The organism is Loktanella agnita (genome assembly GCF_046640325.1).
Taxonomy (GTDB): Bacteria; Pseudomonadota; Alphaproteobacteria; order Rhodobacterales; family Rhodobacteraceae; genus Yoonia; species Yoonia agnita.
In genome coordinates this window covers 62,598-87,414 of the sequence record NZ_JBJMBF010000016.1, presented here as the reverse complement: position 1 = coordinate 87,414, position 24,817 = coordinate 62,598, and the positions used below count along the sequence as shown (strand labels likewise).

The 24,817-nt window shown below is 56.5% G+C and carries 25 protein-coding genes and 2 pseudogenes; 11 read left to right on the top strand and 16 right to left on the bottom strand.

Annotated elements, in window-relative coordinates:
• Positions 1-8: 8 nt before the first annotated feature.
• The 5 genes from ACJ5NV_RS16675 to dctP form a co-directional block, all read right to left on the bottom strand.
• Positions 9-1,526, bottom strand: coding sequence for a malonate--CoA ligase (locus ACJ5NV_RS16675; RefSeq protein ID WP_411645512.1), 1,518 nt, complete (start codon positions 1,524-1,526; stop codon positions 9-11).
• Positions 1,523-2,776, bottom strand: a complete 1,254-nt coding sequence (locus tag ACJ5NV_RS16670; protein WP_411645510.1) for a malonyl-CoA decarboxylase — start codon at positions 2,774-2,776, stop codon at positions 1,523-1,525. Before ACJ5NV_RS16670 ends, ACJ5NV_RS16675 begins: the two co-directional genes overlap by 4 nt.
• Entirely contained in the window at positions 2,773-4,089 is a 1,317-nt protein-coding gene (locus ACJ5NV_RS16665) for a TRAP transporter large permease (protein ID WP_411645509.1), read from the bottom strand. Before ACJ5NV_RS16665 ends, ACJ5NV_RS16670 begins: the two co-directional genes overlap by 4 nt.
• Positions 4,089-4,637 (bottom strand): TRAP transporter small permease, encoded by a 549-nt coding sequence (locus ACJ5NV_RS16660; RefSeq protein WP_411645508.1) that lies wholly within the window; start codon positions 4,635-4,637, stop codon positions 4,089-4,091. Before ACJ5NV_RS16660 ends, ACJ5NV_RS16665 begins: the two co-directional genes overlap by 1 nt.
• An 80-nt stretch (positions 4,638-4,717) precedes the next feature.
• On the bottom strand, positions 4,718-5,704 hold the full coding sequence (gene dctP / locus ACJ5NV_RS16655; protein WP_411645506.1) for a TRAP transporter substrate-binding protein DctP: 987 nt from the start codon (positions 5,702-5,704) through the stop codon (positions 4,718-4,720).
• Positions 5,705-5,843: 139 nt separating this feature from the next.
• Here dctP and ACJ5NV_RS16650 point away from each other — a divergent pair, with 139 nt between their 5' ends.
• A complete protein-coding gene (locus ACJ5NV_RS16650; RefSeq protein WP_411645505.1) occupies positions 5,844-6,491 on the top strand; it encodes a GntR family transcriptional regulator in 648 nt (215 codons plus the stop codon).
• A gap of 7 nt (positions 6,492-6,498) precedes the next feature.
• On the opposite strand, the pseudogene ACJ5NV_RS16645 reads toward ACJ5NV_RS16650, so the two are convergent.
• Together ACJ5NV_RS16645 and ACJ5NV_RS16640 are read right to left on the bottom strand one after the other, a co-directional pair.
• A pseudogene (locus tag ACJ5NV_RS16645) lies at positions 6,499-6,615 on the bottom strand (IS481 family transposase); the annotation flags it as partial.
• A 211-nt stretch (positions 6,616-6,826) separates the two neighbouring features.
• Positions 6,827-7,270 (bottom strand): type II toxin-antitoxin system RatA family toxin, encoded by a 444-nt coding sequence (locus ACJ5NV_RS16640; RefSeq protein ID WP_411645503.1) that lies wholly within the window; start codon positions 7,268-7,270, stop codon positions 6,827-6,829.
• 79 nt (positions 7,271-7,349) lie between these two features.
• Between ACJ5NV_RS16640 and hpt the strand changes: the two genes are divergently transcribed.
• The 5 genes from hpt (at position 7,350) to ACJ5NV_RS16615 (ending at position 10,585) form a co-directional block, all read left to right on the top strand.
• The gene (hpt, locus tag ACJ5NV_RS16635) at positions 7,350-7,889 is read left to right on the top strand and encodes a hypoxanthine phosphoribosyltransferase (protein ID WP_411645531.1); all 540 of its coding nucleotides are present in this window, start codon (positions 7,350-7,352) and stop codon (positions 7,887-7,889) included.
• Positions 7,886-8,056, top strand: a complete 171-nt coding sequence (locus ACJ5NV_RS16630) for a hypothetical protein (protein ID WP_411645501.1) — start codon at positions 7,886-7,888, stop codon at positions 8,054-8,056. The genes hpt and ACJ5NV_RS16630 overlap by 4 nt, the downstream gene beginning before the upstream one ends.
• A gap of 119 nt (positions 8,057-8,175) precedes the next feature.
• Complete coding sequence (locus ACJ5NV_RS16625; protein ID WP_411645499.1) at positions 8,176-8,658, top strand: c-type cytochrome; 483 nt, start codon at positions 8,176-8,178, stop codon at positions 8,656-8,658.
• A gap of 2 nt (positions 8,659-8,660) precedes the next feature.
• Complete coding sequence (locus tag ACJ5NV_RS16620; protein ID WP_411645497.1) at positions 8,661-9,533, top strand: c-type cytochrome; 873 nt, start codon at positions 8,661-8,663, stop codon at positions 9,531-9,533.
• Entirely contained in the window at positions 9,530-10,585 is a 1,056-nt protein-coding gene (locus tag ACJ5NV_RS16615; RefSeq protein WP_411645495.1) for an FAD-dependent oxidoreductase, read from the top strand. Before ACJ5NV_RS16620 ends, ACJ5NV_RS16615 begins: the two co-directional genes overlap by 4 nt.
• On the opposite strand, the gene lipA is transcribed toward ACJ5NV_RS16615, so the two are convergent.
• Together lipA and ACJ5NV_RS16605 are read right to left on the bottom strand one after the other, a co-directional pair.
• Complete coding sequence (gene lipA / locus ACJ5NV_RS16610) at positions 10,582-11,541, bottom strand: lipoyl synthase (protein WP_411645494.1); 960 nt, start codon at positions 11,539-11,541, stop codon at positions 10,582-10,584. The genes ACJ5NV_RS16615 and lipA overlap by 4 nt on opposite strands.
• 98 nt (positions 11,542-11,639) lie before the next feature.
• The gene (locus ACJ5NV_RS16605) at positions 11,640-12,761 is read right to left on the bottom strand and encodes a DUF6456 domain-containing protein (RefSeq protein ID WP_411645492.1); all 1,122 of its coding nucleotides are present in this window, start codon (positions 12,759-12,761) and stop codon (positions 11,640-11,642) included.
• Between the two features lie 247 nt (positions 12,762-13,008).
• On the opposite strand from ACJ5NV_RS16605, the gene ACJ5NV_RS16600 reads away from it, so the two are divergent.
• A complete protein-coding gene (locus tag ACJ5NV_RS16600; RefSeq protein WP_411645490.1) occupies positions 13,009-13,305 on the top strand; it encodes a DUF6477 family protein in 297 nt (98 codons plus the stop codon).
• On the opposite strand, the gene ACJ5NV_RS16595 is transcribed toward ACJ5NV_RS16600, so the two are convergent.
• A complete protein-coding gene (locus ACJ5NV_RS16595) occupies positions 13,298-14,848 on the bottom strand; it encodes a trimethylamine methyltransferase family protein (RefSeq protein ID WP_411645488.1) in 1,551 nt (516 codons plus the stop codon). The genes ACJ5NV_RS16600 and ACJ5NV_RS16595 overlap by 8 nt on opposite strands.
• A 401-nt stretch (positions 14,849-15,249) precedes the next feature.
• Here ACJ5NV_RS16595 and guaA point away from each other — a divergent pair, with 401 nt between their 5' ends.
• The gene (gene guaA, locus ACJ5NV_RS16590; protein WP_411645486.1) at positions 15,250-16,809 is read left to right on the top strand and encodes a glutamine-hydrolyzing GMP synthase; all 1,560 of its coding nucleotides are present in this window, start codon (positions 15,250-15,252) and stop codon (positions 16,807-16,809) included.
• A gap of 174 nt (positions 16,810-16,983) precedes the next feature.
• Here the strand turns inward: guaA and ACJ5NV_RS16585 are convergent, their stop codons facing one another.
• The gene (locus ACJ5NV_RS16585; RefSeq protein WP_411645484.1) at positions 16,984-17,568 is read right to left on the bottom strand and encodes a neutral zinc metallopeptidase; all 585 of its coding nucleotides are present in this window, start codon (positions 17,566-17,568) and stop codon (positions 16,984-16,986) included.
• A 129-nt stretch (positions 17,569-17,697) separates the two neighbouring features.
• Here ACJ5NV_RS16585 and ACJ5NV_RS16580 point away from each other — a divergent pair, with 129 nt between their 5' ends.
• From ACJ5NV_RS16580 to ACJ5NV_RS16570, 3 genes and pseudogenes are all read left to right on the top strand, one after another.
• On the top strand, positions 17,698-18,603 hold the full coding sequence (locus ACJ5NV_RS16580; protein ID WP_411645482.1) for a DMT family transporter: 906 nt from the start codon (positions 17,698-17,700) through the stop codon (positions 18,601-18,603).
• 137 nt (positions 18,604-18,740) lie between these two features.
• On the top strand, positions 18,741-19,871 hold the full coding sequence (locus ACJ5NV_RS16575) for an outer membrane protein transport protein (protein ID WP_411645480.1): 1,131 nt from the start codon (positions 18,741-18,743) through the stop codon (positions 19,869-19,871).
• Between the two features lie 109 nt (positions 19,872-19,980).
• Positions 19,981-20,904: pseudogene (locus tag ACJ5NV_RS16570) on the top strand (DMT family transporter).
• Here ACJ5NV_RS16570 and lpxB read toward each other — a convergent pair.
• The 5 genes from lpxB to ACJ5NV_RS16545 all read right to left on the bottom strand — a co-directional run bounded on the left by lpxB (position 20,830) and on the right by ACJ5NV_RS16545 (position 24,813).
• Positions 20,830-21,984: a lipid-A-disaccharide synthase gene (gene lpxB, locus ACJ5NV_RS16565; protein WP_411645478.1), complete on the bottom strand. Its 1,155-nt coding sequence runs from the start codon at positions 21,982-21,984 to the stop codon at positions 20,830-20,832. The pseudogene ACJ5NV_RS16570 and the gene lpxB sit on opposite strands and share 75 nt — an antisense overlap.
• A complete protein-coding gene (locus ACJ5NV_RS16560; RefSeq protein ID WP_411645477.1) occupies positions 21,981-22,883 on the bottom strand; it encodes an LpxI family protein in 903 nt (300 codons plus the stop codon). Before ACJ5NV_RS16560 ends, lpxB begins: the two co-directional genes overlap by 4 nt.
• On the bottom strand, positions 22,883-23,665 hold the full coding sequence (lpxA, locus tag ACJ5NV_RS16555) for an acyl-ACP--UDP-N-acetylglucosamine O-acyltransferase (RefSeq protein WP_411645475.1): 783 nt from the start codon (positions 23,663-23,665) through the stop codon (positions 22,883-22,885). Before lpxA ends, ACJ5NV_RS16560 begins: the two co-directional genes overlap by 1 nt.
• Positions 23,665-24,126, bottom strand: coding sequence for a 3-hydroxyacyl-ACP dehydratase FabZ (fabZ, locus tag ACJ5NV_RS16550; protein ID WP_411645473.1), 462 nt, complete (start codon positions 24,124-24,126; stop codon positions 23,665-23,667). Before fabZ ends, lpxA begins: the two co-directional genes overlap by 1 nt.
• Before the next feature lie 186 nt (positions 24,127-24,312).
• Positions 24,313-24,813, bottom strand: coding sequence for an OmpH/Skp family outer membrane protein (locus ACJ5NV_RS16545; RefSeq protein ID WP_411645471.1), 501 nt, complete (start codon positions 24,811-24,813; stop codon positions 24,313-24,315).
• Positions 24,814-24,817: the final 4 nt, after the last annotated feature.

The following is a 24,817-nucleotide window of genomic DNA, read 5'->3' as shown; positions in this document are numbered from 1 at the left end:
GCCCCTGTTCAGACAGGCGTAAATAGACCCTTGTACTGCTCACGCAATGCCTTTTTCTGCACCTTTCCCATCGTGTTGCGCGGCAATTCCGGCACGACGATCAATTTCTGCGGATGTTTGAAACGCGCAAGCGAGGTCACGATGTTTTTCTGAATAGCATCAAGATCAAGCTGAGCATCAGCTTCAGCAACGAGTATGCCAACCACAGTCTCGCCAAAATCAGGATGCGGAACGCCGACCACCGCGCTTTCAAGCACACCGTCTACCTCATCCAACAGCAACTCTATTTCCTTTGGATAGATGTTGTAACCGCCCGAAATGATCAGGTCTTTATTGCGTCCAACGATGTGCAGATACCCATCTTCGTCAATCTGCCCAAGATCGCCGGTGATAAAGAAACCATCCTCGCGCAACTCTTCGGCTGTCTTCTCTGGCATCTGCCAATAGCCTTTGAACACATTCGGGCCCCGCACCTCAATTTCGCCGATTTCACCTTGTGGCAGTGTTGCGCCGGTCTTGCTATCGGTGATCTTGACCTCAACACCCGGCAGCGGAAACCCAACAGTGCCTGCCCGACGCTCGCCGGTATAAGGGTTGGAGGTATTCATATTCGTCTCGGTCATGCCATAGCGTTCCAGGATGCGATGGCCCGTCCGCTTTTCAAACTGCACATGAGTTTCGGCCAGCAAGGGGGCGCTGCCCGATATGAATAACCGCATGTGCTGCGCCAGTTCTTTGGTAAACCGTTTGTCGTCGAGCAGACGGGTATAGAATGTCGGCACCCCCATCATCGTCGTGGCGCGCGGCATCTGCGCGATGATCACATCCACGTCAAACTTGGGCATAAAGATGATCTTACTGTCCGCGAGCAAAGCAATATTGGTGGCAACAAACAGACCGTGCGTATGAAAGATCGGCAGGGCATGAAGCAAAACATCGTCGGAAGTGAACGCCCACTCTGTCACCAAAGCTTTGCAATTCGACAACAGATTCCCTTGGCTGAGCATCGCACCCTTTGAACGCCCGGTCGTGCCAGAGGTGTAAAGAAATGCGGCCAGATCATCTTCTGACCGTTCCACCGTCGAAAACGCTGATGCCATTGCCTCAGCGCGCACCGCAAAACTGCCACTGCCATCACTGTGCATCGTTTCCAGCAGAGCACCCGACGCCTTGGCGATTGGTGCCAAAGCCTCAGACCTTTTGCCATCACACAGCACAACCCTTGCGCCGCTGTTTTCGACGAAATAGGACACCTCATCCGCAGTATACGCCGTATTCAGCGGGAGAAAGACAATACCCGCCTGAACACAGGCAGCATAGATTGCCAAGGCCTGCGGTGATTTTTCGATTTGCACTGCAACCCTTTCACCCGGTTTGACGCCAAGCTGGGTGAACACATGGGCATATTTTGCGGCAAGTTCGAGAAAATCACGATGCGTAAAGACCGTACCATCTGCCAGTTCTAGGAAAACCGTCGTCTTGCCCTGATGTTGTTTGAAAAGAGTATCATACAACGGATTTGTCATGGCCGATCTCCTAGACTTTTGGCGGACACCAATCCGCTGAGCGCTTTCACAGCAGCAGATGAGACAACAGTCTTTTCGCCCACGAATTGTTCGTGGTTTTGCGAAATTTGGGACAGATCGTAAAGGTAGTTCACCATGGCTCCGTTCGACTGACGTTGCCCATTTTCAGACGTGTCCGCATTGGCGTGCACAGCATGGACCATGGCCCCGTTACCAAGATGAAACCTTGCGACCGGATCAAACGGCATGCCATCAGGCCGTTTCGCTTCAAGAAGGTAGTGTGCCGCAATGGCTTGGTCAGAGTCGGGCTGTGGCGCGTCAAGCGCGGTGCCATCAAGCCAGCTATTCATGCCGGGTATTGGCGACAAGGTCACAAATGTCTGAAGTCCCGGCAGTTCCTTTGACAGGTCAGAGACGACTTGTTTGATCAGCGAGTTGCCAAAGGAAATCCCCGCCAGACCCGTTTGGCAGTTCGAAATTGAGTAGAACACAGCCGTGTCAGCATCGTCCGCCTCAATCTCGGTGCGGTCATCGGCAAGCAACCCCTGCACAGAATTCGGAATACCCTTGGTCAGGGCAACTTCGACAAAAATCAGTGGTTCATCCGCCATTGCGGGGTGAAAGAAGCCAAAGCAGCGACGATCATTTGGTTTCAGCCGACGTCTCAGGTCGTCCCAACTGTCGATGGCATGCACCGCCTCATAGGCGATAATCTTTTCAAGGATATCGGCAGGGCTTGCCCAATTGATCGGGCGCAAGACCAGAAAGCCGCGATTGAACCAAGACGCGAACAAGTGCTTAAAATCAACATCCAGGGGTTCAAGGTCCGGGCGTGTTTTCATAACGCGCAACAGATCTTTACGCATCGCTACAAGCTGACCGGTCGCCCCTGGAACTTGATTCAAACGCCGGGCAAGCTCTTGCCTCGCGGGTTCGCACGCTGCTGCGAAGGCACGGTATGATCCTTTGCCGGGTTTGGCACGATAGGCTTCAAGGGCAGTAACAACAGCATCCGGCTCAATCTCAAGCGCATGGGTCATAAACGCAAAGAAATCTATTTTTTCCTCTGCCTCCATGCTCGCATAGCGGTCCAGAATGTTGCGCGCCAGTGTAACACCTGACACCTCGCCCTGACTGCTCAAAAGAGCGTCGCAAAGATCCGATGTCGTGCGCTGATCAACCTCGTCTGATCGGGCTTTGCGATAGCGACGATCAAAAATGGTTGAGACGAGTTCGCTAAAATAGCTCATATCGCGTCCCCCATCACCACGTCCGGCAACCATGTTGCAAGGCCCGGAAAGAAGCACAGCAGGATGATGGCGATCACCATACAGGCCACAAAGGGAAGTGAGCCTTTCAGGATCGTCTTCAGTGAAATATCCGGTGCAATACCGTTGATCACATAGAGGTTCAGACCAACGGGCGGGGAAATCAGCCCGATTTCCATGTTGATCGTCAAAACAACGGCAAACCAGATCGGATCGAAACCTGCGGCCGTGATGATCGGCAAAAGGATCGGTGCTGCCATCAAGATCACGGCGACCGGCGGCAGAAAGAAGCCCGCCACTAGAAGGAAAAGCATCACAAAGCTCATCAGGACCCAGCGGTTCACGTCCAGCGTCCCGATCCATTCCGCGATAGATTGCGTGATCATCAAGCTGGACAGCATGTATGAAAATACGCCCGCAGCGGCAATGATGAATAGGATCATCACGCTCTCTTTTGTGCTGTCACGCAGGACAACCCAAAGGTCCTTCGGGTTCCACAGTTTGTAGATGATCATTGCGATCAACAGGCACAGCAATGCACCGACAGCCGCCGTTTCCGAAGGTGTCGCGACACCGCCATACATCGCATAAAGAACGCCGATGATGATCGCGAGAAACGGCAGGACACGCGGCAGAATCTCAAACTTCTGTTTCCACGTATAGCTGCCAGCATTCAGAAGCTGTTTGTCGCCAGACTGCCACGTCGAATAAAGCGACCAGATCATGAACAGGACCACAAGCAACAGGCCGGGGATGACGCCCGCCAAAAACAAACGACCGATCGAAGTCTCTGTTGCGATGCCATAAACGATCATCGTGACCGAAGGCGGAATGAGAATACCCAATGTGCCGCCCGCAGCGATCGACCCTGCCGCAACGCCATCAGGATACCCCCGCTTGCGCATTTCCGGGATACCCATCTTGCCAATCGCGGCGCAAGTCGCTGGGCTCGATCCCGACATCGCCGCGAACAGCGCACAGGCACCAAGGTTCGAAATAACCAACCCACCTGGCACGCGCGTCAACCAACGCTCTAGCGCTTCATACAAATCTGCCCCCGCGCGGGTAGAGGCGATGGATGATCCCATAATGATAAACATCGGGATCGACAGCAGCGCAAAATTGTCCAGCTTCCCAAACAGAATTTCGGGTAACAGCTCCAACGACCGCATGCCATCGAAGATCAGGATGAAACCGGTCGAAACGATCAAAAGGCCAAGTGCGACAGACACACCAGAGAACAAAACAAGGATCGTGACGACGGCGACAATCGCGCCCAGCAGAAGCGGATCCATTACACGTCCTCCAGACCAAAAGGTTTGTCGATTTTCAGGATGACAGCGACCAGATCAGCAATCAGTTGAAGCAGGAACAGCGCAAAGCCAACTGGAAGTGCCAAATACGGAATCCAAAGGCGGACACCCCAAACGGTGTCGGACTTCCAGTTGCGTTCATATGTCAGATGCCAGTGCTCATACCCGTAAAAAAGCATCACGGCGACCATCGCAATGGAAAGCGAAAGCGTCGAAATGCACATGTAGTAACGCGCTTTTGGTGGCAGCAATAGCGGGATCAAATCGACATTCACGTGACCGCGTAACCGCTGCACATAGGGAAGACCAATCAAGGTCGATCCAATGGCCAGATAGATCACCGCCTCCGTTTGCCAAACGGTCGACTGGTTCAGAACAAACCGCACAAAGATCATCTGGCAAGTTATGCCCACAGCCATGACGATCATGGCGGCTGAACACCAGCCAGCGAAGGTAGACAGTGCCGCGACACTACGCAGGAACGGATTGTTGCCTGTACGAGAGGCAACAGCTGAGCTTTGGCCAGCCATGTCAGCTATCCTTTCAAGGGTTTATTTGGATGGGCATGATAAGCGGGGCAACGCAACGTGACGCTGCCCCCGCCAGTCATTTACTCAACAGCAAGCGCCAGATCGAGAAGCTCTTGCCCATCCGAAACCTCTTCAACAAAAGCTTTGTAGGATGTTTCATGCGCCAAGGCGCGCCAGGCTTCGAAGTCCTCGTTCGTCATCTGGGCAATCTCAACCCCAGCTTCCTCAAAAACAGCGACTGACTCTGCATCCTGCTTCTTGGCCTCTTCCAGATAAAACGCCTGCGCCTCAGCGGATGCCTCTAACAGTGCGGCTTGCTGATCTTCGTTCAATCCCTCGAAGGTGGATTTGTTCATCAACAATGGCTGATACATGAACCACAGCGCCACATCCGACGCAGGCGTGTAGCAGGCTGCCTGCTCGTAGATGCGATAAGAAACAAACGACGACGAAGATGTGTTCGCAGCGTTCAAAATGCCGGTCTGCATCGCACTATAAATTTCCGACGATGACATCGACGTAATTGATGCATCCGCACCGGCGAGCATTTGTTCAAATGCCTTCCCAGCCGCACGGGTTTGCAGGCCTGCAACATCCGATGGTTTTGTGATGCAACTTTCCGCGCCCACAAAGCCACCAGCAAGATAGCCATGCACAAGAACCATGACATCATCTTCGGCCATCTTCTCTTCAAGGGCTTCCATGAAGGGCGATGCGCTTAGCCTAGCAGCATGGTCGTGGTTCTTCACCAACCCTGGCATCAGCGTCAGATTGAACGCTGGCTGCTGGCCGCCCGCATAGCTCAGCGGCAAGACCGTCATGTCCAGCAACCCCCGGCTGAGCGGACGATACTGTTCACGCGCTTTAAATAGTGACTGCGTACCAAATATACTGATCTCAAGATCCACATCAGCTTCTGCCACACCATCAGCGACCATTTGCGCGACTTGGTGACGAATATCAGTGTTGGACCATTGATGAGATAAACGAAGTTCTACGGCCTGTGCGGTAGATGACAAACCCGTTGCCAAGGCTAACGCTGCCGTCGCGAGAAATTTCATGGTCATGGTTTCCTCCCATTATGTGCCGACTCTCCTCAGGTGCGGCAATGACGAAGTGTCATCTACTTTGCATCCCCCGTCAATAATTCTGTATACAATAATCTATTCCTTGCATCCCATGCATTCCCTATCCTATCTTCAACCTATGGAATTGAAGCGTGCAGAACAGATCGCCGACTCCCTTGAACAACTTGTTTTCCAAGGAGAGTACAAAGATGGTCAACGGCTGGATGAGATCAAACTCGCCGCGCATTTCAAAGTCTCACGGACGCCGATCCGGGAAGCTTTGCAAAGATTAGTGATGTCCGGAATGGCCGAGCAAATCCCGCGCAGAGGCGTGTTCGTACGCCAACCGGGCCCTGTAGAACTGCTCGAAATGTTCGAAACAATGGCAGAACTCGAAGCCGCATGTGGACGCTTCGCGGCGGCCAGAATGACCGAAGAGGGTTTGAACCGGCTGTCAGAGGCAAACGCAGGATGCAGGCGAGCCGTCGAAAAAGAAGACGCCGCCGGCTATTACCTGGAGAATGAAAGCTTTCACCAAGAAATCTACCGCGGCGCAACCAACACCTATTTGCAAAAGGAAACGCTACGGCTGCAAAACCGACTAAAACCATATCGACGCATGCAACTACGCTTCAGAGGTCGGATGGCACAATCGCTCGCCGAACATGAAGAAATCATCACGGCGCTAGGAACCGGCGACGCCGAACGCGCAGCAAAAGCCCTGCGCGGCCACGTCACAGTACAAGGTGAAAAATTCCAACAATTGATCGCGGGGTTGAAGAGCTGACAAGGGTGTAAAGTTCTTTGAACCAGTAAAAGCCGCCTCGGCAGTAGCTTATCACTTTATATGCCTGACTGACGCTCCCAAGTTGTTTGGCCAGTTCCAACAGCCTCAGATTTGGTTTGATAATCTGATCTTAATACTTGTCATGGGTCGACGCTCCTTGAGTGGGATCAATAAGCACAAAAACGTCAGATAAAGTCAGGGGGTATGGAATATATCGCTTGGGCTGATGGCCTTCCGTTTATACGGCGACGAAGAGGAGTGAGTTCAAATCCAAGGCCCGAATATTTCTCTGCGGGAGTGTTAGCACTCGAGCGGCCTTTTTCATTGCCGCCCCATTAGCCGTAAAGCACTGCCGCCCGCCGTTCGAAGGCACGTACCACCCGCTGCATCGCTTCGTTAAAAAACATTCCCGCCGCGCCCTGCAACAACCGATTCCGGAATTCGAAATCGACGTAGAAAGAGACCTCACACCCGCCTTCTATATCTTTGAAATTCCACTGACTTTCCATGTGTCGAAACGGGCCATCAAGGTATTCTGTATCGATCTTTTTGATCTCCGGCCACAGGGTGACCCGGCTACCGAATTTTTCGCGGAACACTTTGAAAGAAATCACCAGATCGGCGAGCATCACTGTCTTGTCCCCCTGATCATCTACACTGCGAATGCGCGCCGCCGCCGTCCAAGGCAGGAATTCAGGGTAATTGGCCACATCCGCAACCAGATCATACATCTGTTGTGCCGTGTAAGGCAGCGTCTTTGTTTCGGAGTGGGTTGGCATCTAGGCGCTTTCACGAGTGACTTCGCCAAACGATGTCGTAAAATTGCGCCCGGAAATCAACCCCAAGCCCGAGGCACATATGTCGCACCGTCCTTATGTTATCGATGAAATGATCAGCGCCAAGGCAATTGCCGCCCGGATAGAGGATCTTGCCCGCGAAATCAGCACCGAATTTGCCGATACCGACAAGCTGGTCGTCGTTGGGCTGCTGCGCGGGTCGTTCGTTTTTATCGCTGATCTGGTGCGCGAGCTGGAGCTGCCGGTGGAGGTGGATTTTCTTGAGGCCTCTTCTTATGGGGACGGGATGGAAAGCAGCCGTGAGGTGCGGATTTACAAAGATCTGCGCGGTCGGATTGAGGGGCGCGATGTGCTGATTGTCGAGGATATTATCGATACCGGACACACGCTGGCCTATGTGACCAAATATCTGACCAGCCGTCAGCCCGCCCGGCTGCGCACGATTGCCCTGCTCGACAAGCCCGCACGGCGTGAGGTGGATTTCAAGGCGGATTGGACTGGGTTCGAAATTCCTGATGAATTCGTCGTCGGCTACGGCATTGATTTTGCGCAGCGCAACCGCAACCTGCCCTATATCGGCAAGGTCCGGTTTACCGAATGAACATCCGCTGGCTGTTGCGCGCAAAACATTGGGCGCAAAATCCGCCGTCGGTGTCTCGCATGAAATTTGTGTGTGGGATCATCGCCTTGTGCATTCTTCTTGTGGTGATTGAAAAGCTGTTTGGCTGGCCGGAAGCGCTGACTGTCAGCAGGACACGCCTCAGATAATCGGCTTTGCAGTCACGATCCCGTTAGTTGCAAGGTAGGCGGAAAACCGTTTCACTCTTTTTGAGTGACCCAGCGTAAGGCCGAGCGAAAACGCCACGGCCTCTAATATGGAGATATCTATGCCCAAAGCCACCTACGCCCGCCTGCCCACCATTCTGGGTCTTGGCGCCCTGCTTACCGGTACGGCCTTCGCCGGGAGCCACATGAGCGAGGATGTCGAAAAAGCAATTGAGGCGCGCCATGCGCATATGCAGCTTTATTCCTTTAATCTGAGCACATTGGGCGGGATGGCGCAGGACAAAGCCCCCTATGATGCCACTGCCGCAGCGCAAGCTGCCAATAACCTGGCAGCACTGGCTGCGATGGATCAAACTGCCTATTGGGTTGATGGGTCGGACAGTAGCCTAGAAGAAAGCCGGGCGAATCCGGAAATCTGGACAGATAGTGCCGGGTTTGCGGAACAGGTTGATGCGCTTGCCACGGCTTCGGCTGATTTGGCAGCGGTCGCAGGCACTGATCTTGCATCACTAAAGGCTGCGTTCGGGCCAGTGGGTCAATCTTGCGGCGGCTGTCATCGCAATTATCGCGTCCGGAACAATTAAACATGTGGCGCTGGCTGGCTGTTGTGCTGCTGGTGAGTGTTGCTGCGGGGCTTCTGTTAACCCGCGCCAGCCCCCTGCCCGCGGGCAGTTTTGAGGGGCTGACAGGGGATGTAGACCGGGGTGAAATTACCTTTGCCGCAGCAGGCTGCGCCTCATGCCATCGCGCGCCCGAGGTGGCCGATGGACCGCTATCCGGCGGGCAGGCATTTCCCAGTGATTTTGGGACATTCTATGCGCCCAATATCAGCCCTGACCCCGCACAGGGGATCGGCGGCTGGACCGACCTGCAATTGGCCAGCGCGATCCAGCGCGGTGTCAGCCCCGGTGGTCAACATTACTATCCTGCGTTTCCTTATACGACCTATCAAAAAGCCGCACCGCAGGACGTGCTGGATCTGATCTCCTATCTACGCACCCTGCCCCCGGATGCCACCCCGAACCGCGCGCATGATGTGGGTTTTCCCTTCAATATTCGCCGCAGTCTGGGTGGTTGGAAGCTGCTGTTTGGCGGCGATGACTGGGTCCTGACAGGTGATTTATCTGCCGAACAGACCCGTGGCCGCTATCTGGTGGAGGCGTTGGGCCACTGCGCTGAATGCCACACCCCGCGCAATGCGCTGGGGGGGCTGGATCGCCGGGCATGGCTGGCAGGTGCGCCGAACCCGTCGGGAGAGGGCCGTATTCCCAATATCACCCCGGGCGGGTTGGATTGGTCATCAGGTGAAATTGCGGAGTATCTGAACAGTGGCTTTACCCCCGATTTCGACACGGCGGGCGGTGAAATGGTCGATGTGATCAGCAACACTACACAACTCAGCGACGCGGACCGGGCGGCGATCGCAGCCTACCTCAAGGCCGTACCGGTGGTCGAATGATGCGTGTCGCGATCATCGGCGCAGGGCCTTCGGGGTTGACGGCGGCCGCTGAATTAGCACGGCAATGCGCATCCGTCCGGGTGTTTGAAAAGCGCGATGGCGCGTCGAACCTATCGCGCGCGGTTGGGATTACGCCGGGATCACTTGATCTGCTCACCCCTTGCGGCGCCGGACCGGCCATCGCGGCAGAGGCGGTGCGGTTTACCAGTATGATCATGCACCATGGCGCGCGCCCGATCATGCGGTTGCCACTGAATTTCGATGCCCGCTCTTCCGTACACGGCCTGCCACAAGATCGCACAGAGGCGCATCTTGCCGCCGCCTTTCAGCGCTATGGCGGGCAAGTTATCTATGGGCATAAAGTGACAGGGCTCGCGCAGGATGAAAATGGGGTCACCGCGCGTTTTGCCAATGGTGATAGCTATCACGCGGACTGGCTCATCGGTGCTGACGGCGCGCATAGTGTCGTGCGGAACGCTTTGGATACCCCCTTTGCCGGATATGACCTGCCCGGAGACTGGTCGATCGCCGATGTTCAAAGCCGCACGTGGCCACATAAGAATAATTTCACGGGCTTCTTACTGCCACAGGGCCATATCGCTGTCGTGGTACCAATGGCCGCGGATCGCTACCGGGTCATTGCGGATCGCCCTGATGCGCGCGCGGCCTTGCCTGTAGACCTGCCGATCGATCATCTGAACCGCTCTGGCACCTTCACGATTGGGATTCGGCAGGCCAATAGCTACCAAAAGGGCCGGGTTTTTCTTGTGGGCGACGCGGCGCACCAGCATTCCCCGGTGGGCGGGCGCGGCATGAACCTTGGCATTGCTGATGCAGCAGAGCTGGCGCGGCGCTTGGTGGACGGCACGCAAGACGGTTATAGTGCCGCCCGACATCCATTGGGGCGGCATGTGTTGAATGTGTCGGAACGCGCCCGGCGCATGCTGCAAAGCCGTGGCGCGCGCAAGGCGCTGTTGTTGGGGATGATGCATATCGTTAACCGCGTGCCACCGCTACAGCGGGCAGCCGCACGGCAGTTGCTCAGCGGTTAAGCACTGCCCAGTTTCTTCAGACGGTTTTCGCGTAGCCGGGCGAAATCGTCACCTGCGTGATAAGATGACCGGGTCAGCGGCGTGGCAGAAACCATCAGGAAGCCTTTGTTATAGGCGGCTTTTTCGTAGGACGAAAATTCGTCAGGGGTAACGAACCGGTCAACGGCATGGTGTTTCGGCGTCGGTTGCAGATACTGGCCGATGGTCAGAAAATCGATATCTGCCGCGCGCATGTCTTCCATCACTTGGATGACCGATTGCCGGTCTTCGCCCAGCCCGACCATGATGCCCGATTTGGTGAACATGGTCGGATCAAGCTCCTTGACCCGCTGCAACAGGCGCAGCGAATGGAAGTAACGCGCGCCCGGGCGGACCTCTGGGTAAAGGCCCGGCACAGTTTCGAGGTTGTGGTTAAACACGTCAGGCTTTGCCGCGACGACGATTTCCAGCACTGATGGATCGCAGCGGATAAAATCCGGCGTCAGAATTTCAATTGTCGTGCCGGGTGACTGGCGGCGGATCGCGCGGATCGTTTGAGCGAAATGCTCTGCCCCGCCATCTGCCACATCATCACGGTCAACCGATGTGATGACCACGTGGTTCAAGCCAAGCTTTTTGACAGCATCGGCCACGCGACCGGGTTCGAAAACATCCAGCGCTTCGGGCGGTTTGCCAGTCGCAATGTTGCAGAAGGTGCAGGCGCGGGTGCAAACCTCGCCCATGATCATCATGGTGGCATGACCCTGCGACCAGCATTCGCCAACATTCGGGCAACCGGCCTCTTCACAAACGGTGACCAGCTTATGTTCGCGCATAATGTCGCGGGTCTTTTTGTACCCTTCGGAGGTCGGGGCCTTGACCCGGATCCAATCCGGTTTCTTCGGCTGCGCGTTGTCAGGGCGGCGCTGCTTTTCAGGATGGCGTTGCGCGGGAATTTTCAGGTCGCGTACGGGCATGACAGGTTCCTCTGGCTTGCCCAATACCTAACCCTGCGCCGCGCCAATGTCCAACCTTCCGGGGCCGCGCATGGCGGCCCTGCACAAAGCGCATGGGATCAGCCGATCATCGGGCCAAAACGGCCCTGCGTATCCTCGTAATGCTGCATCAAACGTTGCAACGCGATGCGCAACACGATCTTGCCTGACCGGGCCGACCAGCCCATTTTCTTTTCGGTCTGCTCCAGCCCTTCCAGAAAGCAGCAACATTGCAAAACAATGTCGCCCAAACCCGGCCCGAGATCTTTCAGCGCGTTAACCACCCTGCGCCGTGCCGCGATAGAGGCAGGCGGACCGGCGAGATCTTTCAAGTCGCCCTGCCCCGCAATGATCGCATCCCAATCCTTGATCGCAGGCAGTTCAACCTGCGAAAGTTCGAAATCCTCGCGCAGCCGCTCTCCGACAGTGACAAGGTCGCGGCCAAGGAACAGCTGACCATCGCGATCCCGGCGGCGGGCCAGACCGACAAGCGGGCTTTCAGTCGCGTGATACCGGCTGGGTTCCTGCGGCATGCCGCCCATCGCAACGATGTCCCAGCCCACATCTCCGTTAAATTCACTACGCTTTTCGGCAAAACCATTGGCACGGTTTTCATCTTCTGCTGTCAGACGACGCAGGGCGGCGCGGCCCGTGTTAGTGATGAAATAACGTACGATGCGGCTGTCGGGCTGTGTGCAGCTGATCCAGTTCTTGAGCGCCATCGCCTGTGCGATCTCGCGATTGACGGCAGCGGTCTTAAGCTGTTCACCGGATTCGGTTTCGCGCACAACGACGGCAGTTTCCATCTCGCGGGCGACCGCCAGAACCGCGCCCTGTTCGCACAGACGCCGCAGCACACGTCTTGCTTCCTGATCAATTCTGGACTGTGTCAGGACCGCATCCTGATCAGCATTGCTTTTCCAGCACTCTACATTCATCGTTTTGCTATCCCTTCTTTTGTCATCATCACTCTCGACCACATGTACGGACAAGGATTTGAGCGCCGCATCAATCAACGGATCGTCACGACGGCCTTCAAACCGGCGCACCTGACGTAAAATGGTTGAGGGGTGGGAATCGGTAGCACGTGCGACGGCCCGGATCGACAGGCCTGTCTCGGTATGAGCCAGATAGTGGCAGGCGGCATCCGGGACCCAACGCGGAAGGCAGTCAGGGTTGAACAACCCTTGTCTTGCACTCATCTCACTCGTCCTCTTACCAAACTTACGAACGCTCTTTTCAATTTGTCAGCACGTTCAGCGTAACGAAAAATCAACCTAGACATGCGTGGTTACTCATTTGTTAATGCGTTGTTTCTGGCGTCAACTATTCTTTCAAAAGTCTAAACAAACCTAACTTGAGCGTTCTTAACTATTGTCGTTTCGGCAACGGATACAGAAACTGTGCCATAGTTCGCTTGAACCGAATTTTGGCATAAGAGGACTGCAAATGCTTGATATATATGCACGAATTAGAAATCTGAAGCGGCCAAACCTGCTCGCCCGTGCCGCGCGTTTTGGTGTTGATGATTATCGTCGTGACATTCATCTGCGCCGTATCCTAAAGCTGGAAACGCTGCCGCGCAATGCCGAAGCGTTGATCAATCTGCTGGATATCGAGACAGAAATGGATGCCGCACGGGTTAACCGCAGCGGCAGCTATTCACCCTCAAAGCATGTAGAGGTGTTGATCGCTATCGCAGGCGAAACGCGCCTGATGCGTGCCACATCGCTGCATCTTAGCTAAAGGCGTCCGGCATGCTGGCCTTCTTTTCGGCCAGATAGGCGCGCAATCGCGCCTCGATCTCTGGATCGAGCGCCGGCTGTTGATAGGTATCCAGCAGTTTCTGAACGCGCGCTGTCGCCAATGTCTGGGTGTCGCGCGCGCCTTCTTCATCCCAGGTTTCGAACGGTTTGTAGTCAAACAGTTCGGATCGCCAGAAGGCTGTTTTGAAATTCGCCTGCGTATGCACGCAGCCCAGATAATGCCCGCCCGGTCCCACCTCGGCGATGGCATCCATGGCTTGGCCGTTTTCGGACATATCCACGCCTTTGGCGAACTGGTGTAGCGTGCCCAGATGGTCCGCATCCATAACGAATTTTTCGAACGAAGCAACCAGCCCACCCTCTAGCCAGCCACAAGCGTGCAACATGAAATTCACGCCAGATAGCAGCCCCATGTTCAAGCTGTTCGCCGTCTCATAAGCCGCCTGCGCATCGGGCAGTTTCGATCCGCAGAACGACCCGGCGGACCGGTAAGGCAGCCCCAAACGCCGGGCCAGCTGACCTGCACCATAGGTGATATGCGATGCCTCTGGGGTGCCAAATGTCGGCGCACCAGAGTTCATGTCAATCGAGGTCACGAATGCCCCCATGATCACCGGCGCCCCCGGCCGTACCAACTGCGAATAGGCCACCCCGGCCAGCGTTTCGGCCAGAACTTGGGTTAATGTACCCGCGACCGACACAGGTGCCATCGCCCCGCCAACGATAAAGGGGCTAATGATGCTAGCTTGGTTATTCCGGGCGAACACCTCTAGCGCACCCATCATGACGTTATCAAATGTCAGCGGTGAGTTGATGTTGATGAGCGAGGTCATGACAGTGTTGTTCTGAACGAATTCCTTGCCGAAAAGGATCTCGCACATCTCAACCGAATCCTGCGCGCGGCTGGGTTCAGTAACCGAGCCCATGAACGGCTTGTCAGAATAGACCATATGCGCAAACAGCATATCCAGATGCCGCTTGTTCACCGGCACATCGGTCGGTTCACAAACGGTCCCGCCGGAATGATGCAGCCATTTGGACATATAGCCCAGCTTCACGAATTTCTCAAAATCGGCCATCGTCGCATAGCGGCGGCCACCTGCCGCGTCGCGCACGAAAGGCGGACCATAAACAGGCGCGAGCACAAGGTTATTACCGCCGATCACCACATTGCGTTCCGGATTGCGCGCATGCTGCGTGAATTGGGCGGGGGCCGTCGCGCAAAGCTTTCGGGCCAAACCACGCGGAATGCGAACACGCTCGCCATCCACCTCGGCTCCGGCCTCTTTCCAACGGGCCAGCGCGGCAGGGTTTTCAACGAAATTTACACCGATCTCAGCCAGCACGGTTTCGGCGTTGGCCTCAATCACATCCAGCGCTTCTTCTGTCAGAACTTCGTAATTGGGGACGTTGCGTTCGATATATTTGGCCGTTTCAACACTGACCGCTGTACGCTCTGCCCGGCGCGCCGCACCGCCGCCACCACGCGCCCGCCGTCCCGATCTTTGTGCTGTATCCGACATCAACGATTCCCCTGACGGTCATACCAATTTCAGCCTTGATAGCCCGCAAGCCGTTCCCAGTTTGCAAATTTTGCGCCCCTTCAGACGCGAAAACGACATCAGGCACCTTGCAGGAAAACAAGCCATGTGTGTTTAAAATCACATAAACTCAACCATGACATGTTTATGGCTAGGGTATTGGCACGTCACGCGTTCTGCTTTTAAACAGACGTTTGATGTCCGGTATGAAGACAGTCTTTTCAACTTCTCCCGGTACAAACTGAGAAGACACCGGCGATACTGCGATCTTTTTGCAGACCTTCCCGTAAGCCGGCGGGAAAGGGCGTTACTCCCCCGTCCTTTCCCATATCGGATGTCTTGGACACTCTTGCACTTGCGCTGCGGCAATTCTATCAGGCGTCATGGAAATGACATCTCATGAACGCCTTCTGATCATCGACTTCGGTAGCCAGGTCACCCAGTTAATCGCGCGCCGTTTGCGTGAACTCAACGTCTATTGCGAAATTCATCCCTACCAGAATGTCACCAATGACTTTCTGACAAATTTCGCACCTAAGGCGGTAATCCTCTCCGGCGGCCCTGACAGCGTCACTCGCGAAGGATCGCCCCGCGCGCCTGATAGCCTGTTTGAAATGGGTATCCCCGTTCTGGGCATATGTTACGGCCAACAGACGATGATGACCCAGCTGGGCGGCAAGGTTCTGCGCGGTGACGGTACCGCTGAATTCGGCCGCGCCTATGTGACACCGACAAGCAAGCTGACCTTGTTGGAAGGCTGGTTCCTGACCGATCGTGAACAAGTCTGGATGAGCCATGGCGATCATGTCTCTGAAATCGCACCGGGTTTTCAGGTTTTCGGAACCTCGCCCAACGCCCCCTTTGCCGTAACCGCAGATGTGGCACGCAATTTTTACGCCGTGCAGTTCCACCCCGAGGTGCACCACACCCCGAATGGTGCAAAGCTGTATGAAAACTTCGTACGGATCGCCGGGTTCACCGGAGACTGGACCATGGGCGCCTATCGCGAAGAAGCGATTCGCCTGATCCGCGAACAAGTCGGCGACAAGCAGGTCATCTGCGGGCTATCCGGCGGCGTGGACAGTTCCGTCGCCGCCGCCCTCTTGCATGAGGCGGTGGGCGATCAGCTCACTTGCGTCTTTGTTGACCACGGGTTGCTACGTCAGAACGAGGCCGAAGAAGTCGTGACCATGTTCCGCGACCACATGAACCTCCACGTGATCCACGCCGAAGAGCAGGAACTGTTCTTGGGCGAATTGGAGGGCGTCAGCGACCCCGAAACCAAGCGCAAGATCATCGGCAAGCTGTTCATCGACGTATTCCAGAAATACGCCAACGGGATCGACGGGGCGGAATTCCTTGCCCAGGGTACGCTTTATCCCGATGTGATCGAAAGCGTCAGTTTCTCTGGCGGGCCATCAGTCACGATCAAAAGTCACCATAATGTGGGCGGGCTGCCTGAAAAGATGGGGCTGAAGCTCGTCGAACCGCTGCGCGAACTCTTCAAAGACGAAGTCCGCGTCTTGGGTGCTGAACTGGGCCTGCCGCCCAGCTTTATCGGCCGTCACCCCTTCCCCGGTCCGGGCCTCGCGATCCGCTGCCCCGGTGAAATCACCCGCGCAAAACTGGATATCCTGCGTAAGGCCGATGCAGTCTATATCGACCAGATCCGCAAACACGGGCTGTACGATGATATCTGGCAGGCATTCGTGGCGATCTTGCCCGTACGAACAGTGGGCGTGATGGGCGACGGGCGCACCTACGACTATGCCTGCGCCTTGCGCGCGGTCACATCGGTCGATGGTATGACAGCGGATTACTACCCGTTCAGCCATGATTTCTTAGGCGAAACCGCAACACGGATCATCAACGAGGTGCCGGGCATCAACCGGGTGACCTATGACATCACATCAAAACCCCCCGGAACGATCGAGTGGGAATGACCCTGACGGGTGGGCGCTAATACTCGCCCCGGTTAATCGTCAAAATTGATCACAAATACGACATCGCAGCTGATGGATCGCGTTAATGGTGTTGCCGACATTGCAACTGCACAACGCCGGTGGTAATTAACCATCCCTCTGCGGCCATATGAAAAGCGCATACAACGATCGCAGTTATGGCTTCAACGCCGCCAGTAATAGCTCTGCCCCGAACTCCCCCTGCGCACAGGCGGCCAGATCGCCCGCCTGTCCGATCAGGAACCAATCCTCTCGTGCGCCTAGCCCGATGGATAGCGCGGGCCCCAGCCGCAACGGATCGCGACCCCAGTGGATATCGGTCAATGGCTCTTCTGTCACCAAATCACCCAGTTGCATCGGCGCCAGACCGGCGCGCGCGACAAGATAGCCTGCGATGCAATCCACCTGCCGCTCTACCAGCCCGCGCAGCATCGCTTCCTCGTCACGGCGTCTGCGGATTTGACCAAGGGCAAAATCAGCCACCCCGTGGCGAACCTGCACCGCATGGCCATAGGCATGAGCGATCAGATACGGCGTTTCGGGCTGTTCCCTTGCCGATTTGGCCATCAGAATCAGATTGCGCGATGTGCAATAAGCGACCTGTTCGCTGACCCGCTCATCCGCGCCGCAATTGTCCGCGATCCGGTCCACGGTTCTGACATAAGGCATCCCGTCAAACGTCGCGCGGGCGGCGGCGGTGATATCCTCGACCGGGTCCGCTACCGCAGTAGAAGCAATCAAAAGGATCGGCAAAACACACAATATTTTTGTTCTCATGAGATATGCAAATAGAGCATCCACGCATAAGGGCCAACTTGAAGCGACATGAACGGGGTTGCAAATCCCCTGCGCCCGGTGACAAGTGGCCGCATGACAACAACCGTAACCCCCGCCCCCAGCGAAGACGCAAAGCCGCTGCGCGCCGCGCTTTGGATGATCGGCGCGATCATGTCTTTCACCAGCATGGCCGTCGCAGGGCGGGCCGTCAGCGTAGAGCTTGATACGTTCGAAATCATGATGTTCCGCAGCTTGTTCGGGGTCATTGTTGTGGTCGGCATGGCCTGGGCAGCAGGCACCCTGCCCCAGATCAATGGGGGCCGGGCCAGGCTGCATATGGTGCGCAACCTTTGCCATTTCAGCGGACAGAACCTGTGGTTCTATGCCGTGGCTGTTATTCCGCTGGCACAAGTCTTTGCCCTGGAATTCACCACACCGATTTGGGTGATCTTGCTTTCGCCGCTCTTGTTGCAGGAACGGCTCACACGGGTTGGTGCTTTTGCGGCTTTTGTCGGCTTTATCGGCATTCTGATCGTGGCGCAGCCGGGCTCCACACCGATCTCCCCGGGGCTGATGGCCGCCGCAGGATGCGCGATTTTCTTTGCGCTCACGGCCATCACAACGCGCAAGCTGACACAGACGGAATCGATCACCACCATCATGTTCTTTCTGACCGCAATGCAGGCGGTCTTCGGGCTGATCTGCGCAGGGTATGACGGCGATATTGCAGCACCCTCGCGCACCGCCCTGCCCTGGGTGATCCTGATCGCCTGTGCCGGACTGTTCGCGCATTTCTGCCTGACCAATGCACTGCGCATTGCGACTGCCAGCATCGTGATGCCAATTGATTTTGCACGACTGCCCACCATCGCGGTTGTTGGGATGTTGCTGTATGATGAGCCGATCAAGTGGAGCATCTTTGCAGGTGCCGCACTCATCTTTGCGGCGAACTATGTGAATATCACGCAGGCGCACCGCACGACCAAAGCTAGAAGCTAGGTTACTGATCCTTGTTGCATAATTGCCCGTGACGCTACGGATCACAAATACACCTTACGTTGCGTAAAGAATTGACGCAAACGTGACCAACTCCTTAGAGTCGCCTGCACCACAGTATTCATGACAGGGATGAGGACATGAAAAAGGTATTCACAACCGGGGCAGCATTGCTGCTCACGACCAGCATCGCCAGCGCGGGGGGAATCGAACGTTCTGTCCCGTCAGTAGGGCTGCTTTATGAGGACGGCACCTACTTGGAACTTAACTTTGGCTATGTGTCGCCGGAAATCAGCGGCACCCAAGCGCTTACATTAAGTGCTACCTCGACCGAGGGTACAAAGTCGGGCAATATGGTCGAAGACTACACGCAGCTAAGCCTTGGCTATAAGCAGGATCTGTCTGACACACTGTCGATGGCGTTGATATTTGACCAGCCCGCTGGTGCGGACGTAGCCTATCCGGCTGACACCGACTACGTCTATGCCGGGGCAGAGGCGTCAGTCGATACCAACGCCTTCACTGCACTTGTGAATTACAAACTACAAAACAGCATGAACCTTTATGGCGGTGTCCGGGCCATCAGCACGTCAGGTGAGGTCGAATTGCCCTTTGTACCAGGAGGAGGTTATGAAATGACCACCTCCACCGAAACCGATTTCGGTTATGTCATCGGCGCTGGTTGGGAACGGCCAGAGATCGCCGCGCGTGTGTCACTGACCTATCACAGCGAAGTAACCCATGATTTCGACTCTGATGAGACCCTTGGTGGCTCAACGGCATCAACTGAATTCTCCACTACAATTCCGCAATCTGTGACCCTAGAGGCACAAACCGGTGTAGCCGCCGACACGCTGGTATTTGGTTCTATTAGATGGGTGGACTGGTCGGAATTCGATATTACGCCTCCGAATTTCGAAGGTGCCTCAGGTTCGCTTGTTGATTATGAAGATGATACCATCACTTATAATGTCGGTGTCGGTCGTCGCTTCAATGATACTTGGTCCGGCGCACTGACACTTGGTCATGAGCCCACAGTAGGTGGGTTTGCAGGTAATCTAGGCCCAACAGACGGAAACACTGCACTGGGTACGGCTGTCACCTATACAGCGGGGAATATGAAGATCACCGGTGGTGTCCGTTATATCTGGATTGGTGATGCGGAAACCGAGGCACCAGCGGCGTTTCCAGTGCCCGAAGGCACAACGCTTGCAGAGTTCGAGGACAACAACGCTATCGCGGCTGGCCTGCGGATCGCCTATAACTTCTAATCTTCACGCGAAGCCACACGTATATCAGGCCCTGCTTTTGGCGGGGCCTTTTCTTTTCCGCGCAATATCCGGGTTGCAATGGGCGGTATGAACGGATCATTTCAGCCGCATGGTGAATATGCAGAAAACCCTGTCCCCCCGTGCCTGGGCCGAGCTTTTGATGCTCGCTCTGATCTGGGGTGCGTCCTTTCTTTCCGTCCGGGTCGCGCTCGATGAAATCGGGCCACTAACTGCGGTCGCCCACCGCACCGGCTGGGAGATGCTGATCCTTTGGGCCTATGTTGCACTACGCCGCCTGCCCTTGCCTGCGGACCCGCGAATCTGGGCGGCTTTTTTGATGATGGGTTTGCTGAACAACGCCATTCCGTTCAGCCTGATGGCGTGGGGGCAACTGCACATCCCGACCGGGCTGACATCAATCCTGAATGCCGCCACCGCAATTTTTGGCGTCATTGCCGCTGTGATATTCTTTGCGGATGAACGGCTTACGCTCCGCAAAGCCGTGGGCGTGACACTCGGTTTTTTCGGCGTGGCGACGGCGATTGGTTTGTCGTCATTGACCCAGTTCGACATCGGATCCCTCGGACAATTGGCGGTGATCGGCGGGACAATCAGCTATGCGCTGGCGGGTGTCTAGGCGCGCAAGATGCTGGCCGGGCTAACACCACAAGTGGCCACGGCGGGCATGCTGACAGGGTCAAGCCTGATCATGGTCCCCGCCGCATGGATGGTCGAGGGGCCGATCAGCCTAGCCTTGCAGCCCGCCACTTGGGCCGCAATCGGCTATTACGCCATCGTCGCCACGGCGTTGGCTTACCTGCTCTATTACCGGGTGCTAGCGATGGCTGGCAGCGGCAACCTGATGCTGTGTACCCTGCTGGTGGCCCCTGTTGCGATCTTCCTCGGCGCGGTGGCGCTGGATGAGGCACTGCAACCGCGTGCCTATGCCGGATTTGCGCTATTGGCGCTGGGGCTGATCATCCTCGACGGGTGCCTGCTGCGCCCGTTCCAGCACCGCACGCGCCGCGCGTAAGCCGGGAGGCTCACCACCCAAACCCAACCGCTCCATCGTCAGCGCCATCGCGGCCTTTTGCGCATCAGGGTCCTTCAGCACGGCCAGCACAGCATCCGCGATCAGATCAGCATCGCAGTTCTTGCCGATGAATTCCGGCACGCTGCGGGTTTCGCTGACCAGATTGACCAGCGTCACCGTATCGACCCGCAACATGCGGCTGATAATCAACCGGCTGAGCCACGCCATATCATAGGCGATCACCATCGGCGTGCCATGTGCAGCAAGTTCCAGCGACACAGTGCCAGAGGCCGCGAGCGCCACATCGGCGCGTTTGAACCAAGCGGATTTCTCGGTCGTGTCCGGGTCCAGCACTGTGACTGGCACCTGCCATCCTGCGACCCGTTCCTGCACCAAATCATGCACGTTGACCGTGGTCGGGATCACAAAAGACACATCCGGCACCACCGCCCCGATTTTCGTCACCGCGACAGCAAAGCGGTCAATCAGGCGCGACACCTCGGATCGGCGACTGCCCGGCAGGACCAATACAACAGTGCCCGCCTGCCCCAATGCGGCCGCATCATCAGCGCTCGCCACCGGTTCGGCCACAACGGGGTGCCCAACAAAGTCACAGTCCATCCCCGCTGCCTGCATATAAGGCGGCTCAAACGGGAATAGGGCAAGCACATGGTCAATATGGCGGGCCATCTTTGCCGCCCGCCCCGGACGCCAGGCCCAAACCGTCGGGGCCACGTAATGCACCGTGCGAATGTCGCTTGCCGCCTTGACCAGACGGGCCACACGCAGGCAAAAATCAGGGCTGTCGATGGTCAGCAGCATATCAGGCTGGGTATCCAGCACCGCCTCGGCCATCTCCCTGATCCTGGCTTTCAACGCGCGATATTTCGGCAGGATTTCCGCCAGCCCCATCACGCTGAGTTCGTCCATGGGAAAGCGACTGACTAGCCCTTCGGCCTGCATCAGCGGCCCGCCCACACCGTCAAACGTCACATCCGGGCGCAGCTGTTTCAGCCCCGCCATCAAGGCCGCGCCCAGCTTGTCCCCCGAAGGTTCACCCGCGATCAGAAACACCCTCATATTGCGCCCCTTTCGCGGACCCATAGGAACATGCCCTGCGCATCCAGAATCCGGCGCACGATGGGCAGGTCCAGCACCAGCACGCCACCAGCCTCGATCACAATACCGTCCAGCCCTGCCTCGGCGGCCAGCATGGCGGTGCGCGGGCCGATCAACGGCAGATCGGCGCGGCGGTCCTGATTCGGTTTGGGGCCTTTGAACAGGATGCCGCCCGGCGCGTCAGCGGGGCGTTGTGGACCTTTGGCGAACCAGGCCTTCACCTCTTTCGCCAGGTCAACAGCCACATCAAAGGCCCAATCAAGCGGGTCGCTGGCCATCGGTTTGGTATCATAAGGCAGCGCCAGCTTGTTTAACATCGCATCGGTGCCGTGACTGTCCTCACGCACAACAACCGCACCCTCTCGGATCACGCAGGCTTGTCCAGTATCGGCAAGACCCATTTCCAGCACGCATTCCTCTCCCGCGAATGCATCGCTCGTATGCGACGATGCAGGTCCGACCTTGGTCGGTACACCCGCGCACGGCAGCAAATCCGGCGCGACATCTTGGGCCGGGAGGATGGTAAACCCCATCTCTTCCATAATCCCAATGACCACGCGCAGCGCGCCATCGTCGCCATGGGTCAGCGCCGCCTGAATGCGGGGCACAAGCGGGGCTGTGGCCGCGTCAATCGCCGCCGGATCCACCGGCGGGCGGCGCACAGCGCCGGCCATGCAAATACGCGTGACACCGCGGTCCTTCAGCTTGGCCAGAAAACTGCCCAGATGTTCCAGCCGAAAGTTGATATCAACCGGCACCGCTGGTTCAAAACCGCGCATCGCGCAGATAATCGGTGGCGTGTCCAAACGCGCCACCAAAGCGGGCGGCAGCGCCCCCGTTCCTGCAATCAACGCCAGCATCAGCCCGGCGTCAGGAAATTGCGGTCAGTATCGCCGAGGATGAAATTCACCATCTGCTGCACATACTCGCTGTCGCTTTCATCAGCGAGCCTGCGGGCGCGGTCCTGAAATGCGCCTTCACCATCCTTGAGCATCTGGAACGCCGCACGCAGCGCCGTGATATCCGCCCGGTCCACGCCCTTGCGCTTCAACCCGACAAGGTTCAGCCCATCCAAAATACCGCGCGGGCCCTGCACCAGCCCATGGGGTACAACATCCTTGGTCACCATCGTCACCGCGCCGATAATTGCGCCTTGCCCGATACGGACGAACTGATGCACACCGCACAAGCCGCCAACGATCACGTCATCTTCGATGATACAATGGCCAGCAATGGCCGAAGAATTCACGATGATCACCCGGTCACCCAGTTGCGCATCATGGGCAATATGGCAGCCCGCCATAAATAGCCCATCATCACCCACACGAGTCTCACCCCCGCCACCACTGGTACCAGTGTTCATGGTGACATGTTCACGGATGCGGTTGCGCGCGCCGATGCGCAGGCGGGATTTTTCACCGTCGAATTTCAAATCCTGCGGAATTTCCCCGATCACAGCGAAGGAAAAAATCACCGTGTCATCGCCGATATGGGTATCGCCGCTGACAACCACATGGCTTTTCAACGTAACACGGTCGCCCAGTACTACATCGGGGCCGATCACGCAGAACGGGCCAATATTGCAATCCGCACCGATTTGCGCGCCCTCTTCGATAACCGCCGAAGGATGAATGCCCGCCATCACCCCTGCAAATCCATCATCGCGGTGAACTCCGCCTCGGCCGCCATTTCGCCATCAACCTTGGCGACACCCTTGAATTTCCAGACCTTGCCGCCCGACTTACCGCGTGTGGTTTCCACATGCATTTCCAGCACATCGCCCGGCACGACCTTGCGGCGGAACTTGCAGCCGTCGATGGCCATGAAATAGACCAAGAGGTTGCCATCGGTCAGCCCCAGCGAGGCACCGACCATCACGGCAGTCGTCTGCGCCATCGCCTCGACAATTGTGACTCCGGGCATGATTGGGTTGCCAGGGAAATGGCCCTGAAAATGTGGCTCGTTCATGGTGACATTCTTGATGCCCACCGCCGATTGCGTACCGTTGATACTGTGTACCTTGTCGACCAGCAGAAACGGGTAACGATGTGGCAGAATTTTCTGGATCAGTTGAATGTCGGCGTCGGTCACAGGATCGGTCATGAACGGCAGCTCCTTATTATTGTTGCGGTTCTCATCCCGCCCGCATCTGACTAGCAAGCCAGCCCGCGCCGGGCAAGCACCGGCTAAAGCGTTTCGATTTTAACATGTGGCATAACGCATCACCAATCGCGTATCAGCCGCAGGCGAAAAGCAGCGATTGATGGTTCAGGTGTAAATCAAAACGACCTAGCGCGCCCCGTCACCCAATTCGGCATCAATACGCACAATCGCATCATCGGTGATATTTGCCGACCGGACAGACAGCACGACATTGCGCTGCTCCATCACCATAAGCGCACCGCGTTCCAGCATAATATTGGCAACGATCCCCTGCACCAGTTCTTCAAACTCGGCGCGGGCTTCGGCATTGGCGACCTGCAATTCCACATTTTTGGCGTCACGTACCCGGCGAACCTCTTGCACCTTTTCATCAAACGCCTCCGCCTCAGCACGAAATGCAACCGGGTCCATGTCAGGGCGGCGCAGGGTCAGGCTACGTTCTTCCTGTGTCAGGCTTTCAACGATACGGTCATTTTCAGCCTGCATTTCGGACGCGCGCACCGCCAGACTGGATGCAATCCGGCGACCATAAAGCGTTTCAGTATACAGCCGGTCACTGTCGATAATCAGGATCTGCGGGGTGTCCTGTTGGGCCGCTACCGGCAACGCCAGCAGCAGCCAAAGCATTATG

Bases quoted from the DNA above. Each gene is read 5' to 3' on its own strand.
- ACJ5NV_RS16675 (WP_411645512.1), bottom strand. From the start codon at position 1,526: ATGACAAATCCGTTGTATGATACTCTTTTCAAACAACATCAGGGCAAG.
- ACJ5NV_RS16670 (WP_411645510.1), bottom strand. From the start codon at position 2,776: ATGAGCTATTTTAGCGAACTCGTCTCAACCATTTTTGATCGTCGCTAT.
- ACJ5NV_RS16665 (WP_411645509.1), bottom strand. From the start codon at position 4,089: ATGGATCCGCTTCTGCTGGGCGCGATTGTCGCCGTCGTCACGATCCTT.
- ACJ5NV_RS16660 (WP_411645508.1), bottom strand. From the start codon at position 4,637: ATGGCTGGCCAAAGCTCAGCTGTTGCCTCTCGTACAGGCAACAATCCG.
- dctP (WP_411645506.1), bottom strand. From the start codon at position 5,704: ATGACCATGAAATTTCTCGCGACGGCAGCGTTAGCCTTGGCAACGGGT.
- ACJ5NV_RS16650 (WP_411645505.1), top strand. From the start codon at position 5,844: ATGGAATTGAAGCGTGCAGAACAGATCGCCGACTCCCTTGAACAACTT.
- ACJ5NV_RS16640 (WP_411645503.1), bottom strand. From the start codon at position 7,270: ATGCCAACCCACTCCGAAACAAAGACGCTGCCTTACACGGCACAACAG.
- hpt (WP_411645531.1), top strand. From the start codon at position 7,350: ATGTCGCACCGTCCTTATGTTATCGATGAAATGATCAGCGCCAAGGCA.
- ACJ5NV_RS16630 (WP_411645501.1), top strand. From the start codon at position 7,886: ATGAACATCCGCTGGCTGTTGCGCGCAAAACATTGGGCGCAAAATCCG.
- ACJ5NV_RS16625 (WP_411645499.1), top strand. From the start codon at position 8,176: ATGCCCAAAGCCACCTACGCCCGCCTGCCCACCATTCTGGGTCTTGGC.
- ACJ5NV_RS16620 (WP_411645497.1), top strand. From the start codon at position 8,661: ATGTGGCGCTGGCTGGCTGTTGTGCTGCTGGTGAGTGTTGCTGCGGGG.
- ACJ5NV_RS16615 (WP_411645495.1), top strand. From the start codon at position 9,530: ATGATGCGTGTCGCGATCATCGGCGCAGGGCCTTCGGGGTTGACGGCG.
- lipA (WP_411645494.1), bottom strand. From the start codon at position 11,541: ATGCCCGTACGCGACCTGAAAATTCCCGCGCAACGCCATCCTGAAAAG.
- ACJ5NV_RS16605 (WP_411645492.1), bottom strand. From the start codon at position 12,761: ATGAGTGCAAGACAAGGGTTGTTCAACCCTGACTGCCTTCCGCGTTGG.
- ACJ5NV_RS16600 (WP_411645490.1), top strand. From the start codon at position 13,009: ATGCTTGATATATATGCACGAATTAGAAATCTGAAGCGGCCAAACCTG.
- ACJ5NV_RS16595 (WP_411645488.1), bottom strand. From the start codon at position 14,848: ATGTCGGATACAGCACAAAGATCGGGACGGCGGGCGCGTGGTGGCGGC.
- guaA (WP_411645486.1), top strand. From the start codon at position 15,250: ATGGAAATGACATCTCATGAACGCCTTCTGATCATCGACTTCGGTAGC.
- ACJ5NV_RS16580 (WP_411645482.1), top strand. From the start codon at position 17,698: ATGACAACAACCGTAACCCCCGCCCCCAGCGAAGACGCAAAGCCGCTG.
- ACJ5NV_RS16575 (WP_411645480.1), top strand. From the start codon at position 18,741: ATGAAAAAGGTATTCACAACCGGGGCAGCATTGCTGCTCACGACCAGC.
- lpxB (WP_411645478.1), bottom strand. From the start codon at position 21,984: ATGAGGGTGTTTCTGATCGCGGGTGAACCTTCGGGGGACAAGCTGGGC.
- ACJ5NV_RS16560 (WP_411645477.1), bottom strand. From the start codon at position 22,883: ATGCTGGCGTTGATTGCAGGAACGGGGGCGCTGCCGCCCGCTTTGGTG.
- lpxA (WP_411645475.1), bottom strand. From the start codon at position 23,665: ATGGCGGGCATTCATCCTTCGGCGGTTATCGAAGAGGGCGCGCAAATC.
- fabZ (WP_411645473.1), bottom strand. From the start codon at position 24,126: ATGACCGATCCTGTGACCGACGCCGACATTCAACTGATCCAGAAAATT.
- ACJ5NV_RS16545 (WP_411645471.1), bottom strand. From the start codon at position 24,813: ATGCTTTGGCTGCTGCTGGCGTTGCCGGTAGCGGCCCAACAGGACACC.